General features: G+C 36.9%; 5 protein-coding genes. 2 read left to right on the forward strand and 3 right to left on the reverse strand.

Annotated features, from left to right (window positions below; genetic code table 11):
• Nucleotides 1-8: 8 nt before the first annotated feature.
• Nucleotides 9-632, forward strand: a complete 624-nt coding sequence (locus tag R6U02_RS02210; RefSeq protein WP_410262001.1) for a flavin reductase family protein — start codon at nucleotides 9-11, stop codon at nucleotides 630-632.
• A 48-nt stretch (nucleotides 633-680) separates the two neighbouring features.
• Here R6U02_RS02210 and R6U02_RS02215 read toward each other — a convergent pair whose 3' ends face one another.
• Entirely contained in the window at nucleotides 681-1181 is a 501-nt protein-coding gene (locus R6U02_RS02215) for a PTS glucose transporter subunit IIA (RefSeq protein WP_410262005.1), read from the reverse strand.
• Nucleotides 1182-1384: 203 nt separating this feature from the next.
• On the opposite strand from R6U02_RS02215, the gene R6U02_RS02220 reads away from it, so the two are divergent.
• Complete coding sequence (locus R6U02_RS02220) at nucleotides 1385-2206, forward strand: undecaprenyl-diphosphate phosphatase (protein WP_410262002.1); 822 nt, start codon at nucleotides 1385-1387, stop codon at nucleotides 2204-2206.
• Nucleotides 2207-2412: 206 nt separating this feature from the next.
• Here the strand turns inward: R6U02_RS02220 and R6U02_RS02225 are convergent, their stop codons facing one another.
• Together R6U02_RS02225 and glgA are read right to left on the reverse strand one after the other, a co-directional pair.
• Nucleotides 2413-4851, reverse strand: coding sequence for a glycogen/starch/alpha-glucan phosphorylase (locus R6U02_RS02225; protein ID WP_410262003.1), 2439 nt, complete (start codon nucleotides 4849-4851; stop codon nucleotides 2413-2415).
• A gap of 225 nt (nucleotides 4852-5076) precedes the next feature.
• The gene (gene glgA, locus R6U02_RS02230; RefSeq protein ID WP_410262006.1) at nucleotides 5077-6540 is read right to left on the reverse strand and encodes a glycogen synthase GlgA; all 1464 of its coding nucleotides are present in this window, start codon (nucleotides 6538-6540) and stop codon (nucleotides 5077-5079) included.
• Nucleotides 6541-6570: the final 30 nt, after the last annotated feature.

Here is a 6570-nt window from a genome sequence, read left to right on the forward strand (position 1 = left end):
AGTCAATTATGCATCATTATAAAACAGGTGATATATCGTTAAAGCAACAATACAAATTTTTAACAGGCAGCGTGATCCCACGACCGATAGCATGGATCACATCCCTTAATGAATCAGGCGACATTATTAATCTAGCCCCATTCAGTTTTTTTAGTGTAGCTTCTAACCAAGTACCTTTACTCTCAGTCTCTATCTTGAGAACAAATGAAAAATCAAAAGATACAGCTAACAATCTATTGCATCAAAAAGAAGCAGTTGTTCATATCGTCAGCCGATCACTCACCGAAGAAATGAACGAAACATCTGCGCCTCTGTCTCCAGATAAAAGCGAACTGGAACTTACGCATCTGCATTTAGCCGACAGCAAAACAGTTAAAGTACCTGGCATTAAAGAAGCCTTGATTCGATTTGAGACAGTTTTATATCAATATGTTCCCATAAAAGATGAGTCCGGCAAGATCATTACGGATCATTTCCTCTTGAAAGTAACTGACTTTCACTTTGATAAAGAGGTATTTGATTCAGAAAAAGATTATATTCTCGCTGATAAATTGGATCCTATGGCTCGCTTATCCGGTATGGATTATTCGACATTAGGTGATATCCTTTCATATGCTCGACCCATAAACTAGAAAAAGCGTCTTTGGATAGAAATCCAAGGACGCTTTTTAAATGATAGATTATTTTGAAGAAACTGTACCAATCTCAGTGCCTCTGGTTGTTTCACCAGTTATATTTAGTGTATACTCATTGACTTGGTCCATATTCGTAAAGACCACAATGACGGTGTTTTTCTTGCCTGCTTTATTCAAGCCTTCAAGGTCAACAGTAGATATTTTTGTTTCAGGTGTAACTCTATCGCCCTCTTTAACTAAGGTGTCAAAAGGACCCCCCTCGAGTTCTACCGTATCTATTCCTATGTGCACAAGAACTTCGATACCATTGTCAAGCTCTAAACCAACAGCATGTTGTGTAGGAAAAACACTTACAACTTTACCTGATCCTGGAGAATAAACATCGCCGTCACTTGGAACAATGCCAAAGCCATCTCCCATCATTTTTTGAGAAAAAACTGGATCTTCTACTTCCTCAATTGGAATCACCTTACCATTCACCGGACTAATCAACGTTGCATTTGGATCTTTCGATTCTTTACTTTTTCCCTTTAGAAAATCAAACATTCCCATATTTTCCCCTGCTTTCTTTATATTTAGGTGTTATATTGCTCATATATATTTGCTATCTTACTGTTAATAATAGCATACTTAAGGGAAATCTTGAACCAAAAAGAATTTTATATTAAATTATCCATAATTTCTAGCATTTTCACCGTAAGTTCGATATTATAAGAAAGCTAGTAAATATTACAAAGGGAGTTATCCAAGTGTTTATAGAAATTATTAAATCCATCATTTTAGGAATCGTACAAGGAATTACAGAGTGGCTACCTATTAGTAGTACCGGTCATATGATCCTTGTCGATGAGTTTTTAGTTTTGAATACCAGCGAAGCATTTAAAGAGATGTTTCTAGTTGTTATTCAACTGGCCTCGATACTTGCGGTCGTCATCATCTTTTTCAGAAAGTTAAACCCGTTTGACCGTGACAAGGACAATAACCAGAAAAAAGAAACGTGGCATATCTGGCTAAAAGTCGTCATCGGTGTGATTCCAGCTGCTTTCTTCGGCTTGTTATTTGAAGATGTTATTAATGATGTCTTTTTCAATTGGCAGACGGTGGCCGTCACACTGATTTTTTACGGAATTGCCTTTATTATTATTGAAAAACGGAACGAAGGTAAAGTGCCAAAAATCGAGACCTGGGAACAGTTAACCTATAAAATCGCGTTAATGATTGGTTTTTTCCAAGTGTTGGCGCTCATACCGGGAACATCTCGTTCTGGGGCGACCATTGTTGGCGCCATTTTAATTGGAGCAGCCAGACCGATTGCTGCAGAATATTCATTCTTCCTATCTATTCCCGTCATGTTTGGAGCCAGCCTAATTAAATTAGTTGGCTTCGGTTTCAGTTTTACGCCTGAGGAATTAATAATATTACTCGTCGGCTGTCTCTTTTCATTCATCGTCTCTATCTTTGCGATTAAATTTTTGATGAACTACATTAGAAAAAATGATTTCAGCTCGTTTGGCTGGTATCGAATTATTATTGGTCTTGTCGTTATAGGCTACTTCGCAATATTAGGATAATATCAACTTCATATATAAGGAAAAAGGATGGGACATTAGTTCCATCCTTTTTTCTTATATAATAAATGACGTTAGTAAGCGAAAACTCGGATAACATTAGCTCATAATGCTGGTTTAAAATAAAAGACACAAAAAACCGGAGTAGATTTCTCTACTCCGGTTTTTTCGAGGTTCCTACAGCAAAAAGTCCGATCCTATTAAGGGGATCATGCCATAGGTTCATCAAGGGGGGAAACAAGTTGCTTTTGTTCACCATATTGTTTCACTTTCCAAATATCATCCGCATACCGTTTGATTGTGTAGTCTGCTGAAAATGGTGCAGCTGAGGCAATATTCAAGAGTGATTTTTTTGTCCACTCTTTTTCATTTTTATAAAGTTCATCAATTTTTTCCTGTGCTTCAACATACGAGTCAAAATCTTTCAAGACAAAATACTCATCATTATATTGGACAAGGGATTCAAAAATAGCATTGCCTTCATCTTGCAGTCCAGGAATCGTCCCATCTCTTAAGGCATCTAAACTCCGACGAACTTTATCGTTAGAATCATAGATTTCTCTTGAACTATAATTTTGAGCTGCTCTCAATTCATATACTTCGTCACTGGATAAACCGAAAACAAACATGTTCTCTTCACCAACAAAATCTCTGATTTCGATGTTAGCACCATCCAGTGTTGCTAAAGTCAATGCTCCGTTTGCCATTAATTTCATATTGCTTGTTCCTGAAGCTTCCATACTGGCAAGCGAGATTTGTTCGCTGATGTCAGCTGCAGGAATAATTTTTTCAGCTAGTGAAACGCCATAATTTTCAAAGAAAACTATTTTCAATTTATCTCCCACATCAGGATCGTTGTTGACCAACTCGGCTAATGAATTAATCACTTTAATTATTTGTTTTGCATAAATATAACTAGGTGCCGCTTTCGCTCCAAAAATAAATACTCGAGGCACAAATTCCATCGTTGGATTTTGTTTGATTTCTAAATAACGATGGAGAATATGCAACATGTTTAAGTGTTGACGTTTATAGGCATGCAGCCGTTTGATTTGGACATCGAATAAGGCATTAGGATCAACTTTTATCCCTTTTACTTCTTCAATGTAATCCGCCAATCGCTGTTTGTTTTCAAGTTTTATTTCAGCTAATTTTTTGATTGTTTTTTTATCTTTTTCAAAACCTTTGAACACTTTTAATTCTGAAGGATTTTTCTTCCATTCTTCACCAATTTTCTCGTCAATAAGTTGAGTTAATCCCGGATTGGATAGATGGACCCAGCGTCTTGGCGTGATCCCGTTGGTTTTATTGTTAAAACGTTCAGGATAAAGTTCAAAGAAATCTTTCAATACATCATTCATCAAAATTTCGGTGTGTAACTTAGCTACACCGTTGACGCTGTGACTTCCGATGACTGCAAGGTGAGCCATGTTGACTACCCCGTTTTGAAGAATGGCTGTTTGCCAGGTTAGGCGTTCACCGTAAAGAGGAATCGTTGTTTCAACAAAACGTCGATTGATCTCTTCGATAATCATATAAATACGCGGCAATAAATCCTTCATCATATCTACTGGCCATTTTTCTAAAGCTTCACGCAAAACTGTGTGGTTGGTATAACTACATGTTTTAAAAGTAATTTCCCATGCCTGTTCCCATGATAGATGCTCTTCGTCAAGCAATATGCGCATCATCTCTGGAATGATCAAAGCAGGGTGTGTATCATTGATGTGTATCGCTACTTTATCAGGTATATTTTTTCTGGGCACATTATACTTAGTGAAATGACGTAGAATAGATTGGATACCTGCTGAAACCATAAAATATTCTTGCTTTAGTCTCAGTAAGCGGCCCTCGTAATTTGAATCATCAGGATATAAGACCTGTGTGATTTCTTTGATTGGTTCCGTAGCTTCCAACGTTGGGTAATTATCTTCTTCTTCAACCGGAATCTCTGCAGACCATAATCTGAGATTATTAACTGTATTATTTCGATAACCGACCATAGGCGTATCGTATGGCACCGCTAAAACATTCAGCGTGTTTTCATACTTCATTTCCAAATGCCCTAAGAGATTGTCTTCTAGCCAAACATTTCCGCCAAATCTGATCATACATGTCGATTTGACATTGCGTGTTTCCCAGACATTTCTGTAACGCAGCCAATTTTCAGGCAATTCGACTTGATAACCATCGACAAATTTTTGTTTAAATAAGCCATATTGATAGCGGATACCGTTCCCATTTCCGGGAATGCCTAAAGAAGCAAGTGAATCCATGAAACAGGACCCTAAACGCCCTAATCCCCCATTCCCTAATGCCGGATCAGCTTCAGCTTTTTCTAATTCTTCAAAAGACAAGCCCATTTCACTTAATCCTTCTTTGATCGTATCAAGCAATCCTAAATTATAGGCATTACTTTTCAACTGTCGTCCCGGAAGAAATTCCATCGAAAAATAGTAGACTTGCTTCACACTATTTTTTACATATTTTTCGCGTGTTTCTTTCCAATTACCGGATAAATAATTTTTCACATACAAACCAAGTGCGTTATATTGTTGTTCGGTTGAACCCTCTTCATAAGAATAAGCGTATAAACTTTGAAATTGTACTTTAAAATCTTTTATAAACTCTTTAACTGTTAATGTCATATGCATTCCTCCATGTGATGGTGATAATTATACCTCAATGGTGAAGATAAGAAAAGATACACTGAGTGACGCATCTTCTTATTTTTCAGTAGAATGTCTAATTAACATTCTATCTATTCAATACTTTTGTCATAAGTGTTAATCATGTATTAAGTGACAATTCTTTTACTTTTTTATAAAAGAACCCGAATGATCAGCACTAAGCTGATCATTCGAGTTCTTTTATTAATAAACTAAGTGTTTATATTTTTGGATATACTCTTCAGCTGATTTTTCCCAACTATTATTTTCAGTCATCCCGCGAATTTGTAACAATTCAAAACTGTCGGGTTTTTCATAGTAAACTTTTAAGGCACGATCGATGGTATTAAGCATGGTTCTCACATTAAAGTCGTGAAAACTAAAGCCGGTACCTTCTTCTGCAAACTCATTATAAGGCTCAATCGTATCCCTTAACCCACCGACTTCATGTACGATAGGCACTGTGCCATAACGTAATGAATTGAGCTGAGACAGGCCGCAGGGTTCAAACTCTGAAGGCATAAGGAAAAAGTCTACGCCGGCATAAATCCATTGTGCCAATTCGTTATCAAAATCGATAATTGCCTGACACTTATCTGGATATTTCCAAGTGAAGTGTCTAAAGGCATCTTCAAAATATGATTTTCCCGTTCCGAGCAAGACAAACTGTACATTCCTAAAGTTAAGCAGCTCTTCCATGGCATCTACAATAAGCTGAACACCTTTTTGTTCATCTAATCTTGTAACCACACCGATCAAAGCTATATCTTCATCTTCAGGTAACCCTACTCTTGCTTGCAATGCTTTTTTATCCTTCAATTTCCCACTTAAATCTGCTGCCGAGAATTGATAGGGTATCGATTTATCTTTTTCAGGATTATAGGTATCGTAATTAATACCATTTAATATGCCTACGAGCTTATAATTGATTTTCCTCAAATCGTTGTCTAATCCATAACCAAATTCAGGTGTCTGAATTTCTTCAGCATATGTCGGACTTACGGTAGTCACTAAATCGGAATAATATAGAGCGCCTTTTAGCCAACATACCTTATCGCCATATTTCAACCCTTCTTCGTGAAAGGCAGCATATCCTATATTAAATAGATCGGATAGGATGTACTGATCATAAACACCTTGAAAAAGGATATTATGAATCGTTATAACTGTTTTGATATCCTTCAAAGTATTGATCCAGGCATACTTATCTTTAAGTAGAACTGGGATCATAGCTGTCTGCCAGTCATTGACATGCAACACCTCAGGGATAAAATCGATTTTTTCCAACATTTCTATGGCAGCTTGTTGAAAGAAAGCAAAGCGTTCACCGTCGTCACCATAATCATAGAGATTGGGACGATCAAAATAAAAGAGATTATCAATGAAATAATAGGTCACAGAGTCTTTCACTAATTTTTTAATACCACAATACTGTTGGCGCCAACCTACTTTTACAGTGAAATCAGTCACATCTTCTAACTGTTCTTGCGTTTTTTTATCCAATTTTTGAATGTAATAGGGCAATACGACACGAACATCGTGACCATTTGCAGCCAGTTCTTTCGGTAAAGATCCCATAACATCCCCGAGGCCGCCTGTTTTAAAGAAAGGTGCACACTCAGAAGCAGCAAATAATAATCCCTGCGATTCGCTTCGCCTTGATACCATATTACTCCTTTTATGGTATAAGGTATTAAT

The sequence above is a fragment of the Alkalibacterium sp. genome (assembly GCF_046484155.1).
Lineage (GTDB): Bacteria > Bacillota > Bacilli > Lactobacillales > Carnobacteriaceae_A > Alkalibacterium.

What these genes read in the sequence shown, in the direction of transcription:
- R6U02_RS02210 (WP_410262001.1), top strand. Translation starts at nt 9, where the DNA reads ATGCATCATTATAAAACAGGTGATATATCGTTAAAGCAACAATACAAA.
- R6U02_RS02215 (WP_410262005.1), bottom strand. Translation starts at nt 1,181, where the DNA reads ATGTTTGATTTTCTAAAGGGAAAAAGTAAAGAATCGAAAGATCCAAAT.
- R6U02_RS02225 (WP_410262003.1), bottom strand. Translation starts at nt 4,851, where the DNA reads ATGACATTAACAGTTAAAGAGTTTATAAAAGATTTTAAAGTACAATTT.
- glgA (WP_410262006.1), bottom strand. Translation starts at nt 6,540, where the DNA reads ATGGTATCAAGGCGAAGCGAATCGCAGGGATTATTATTTGCTGCTTCT.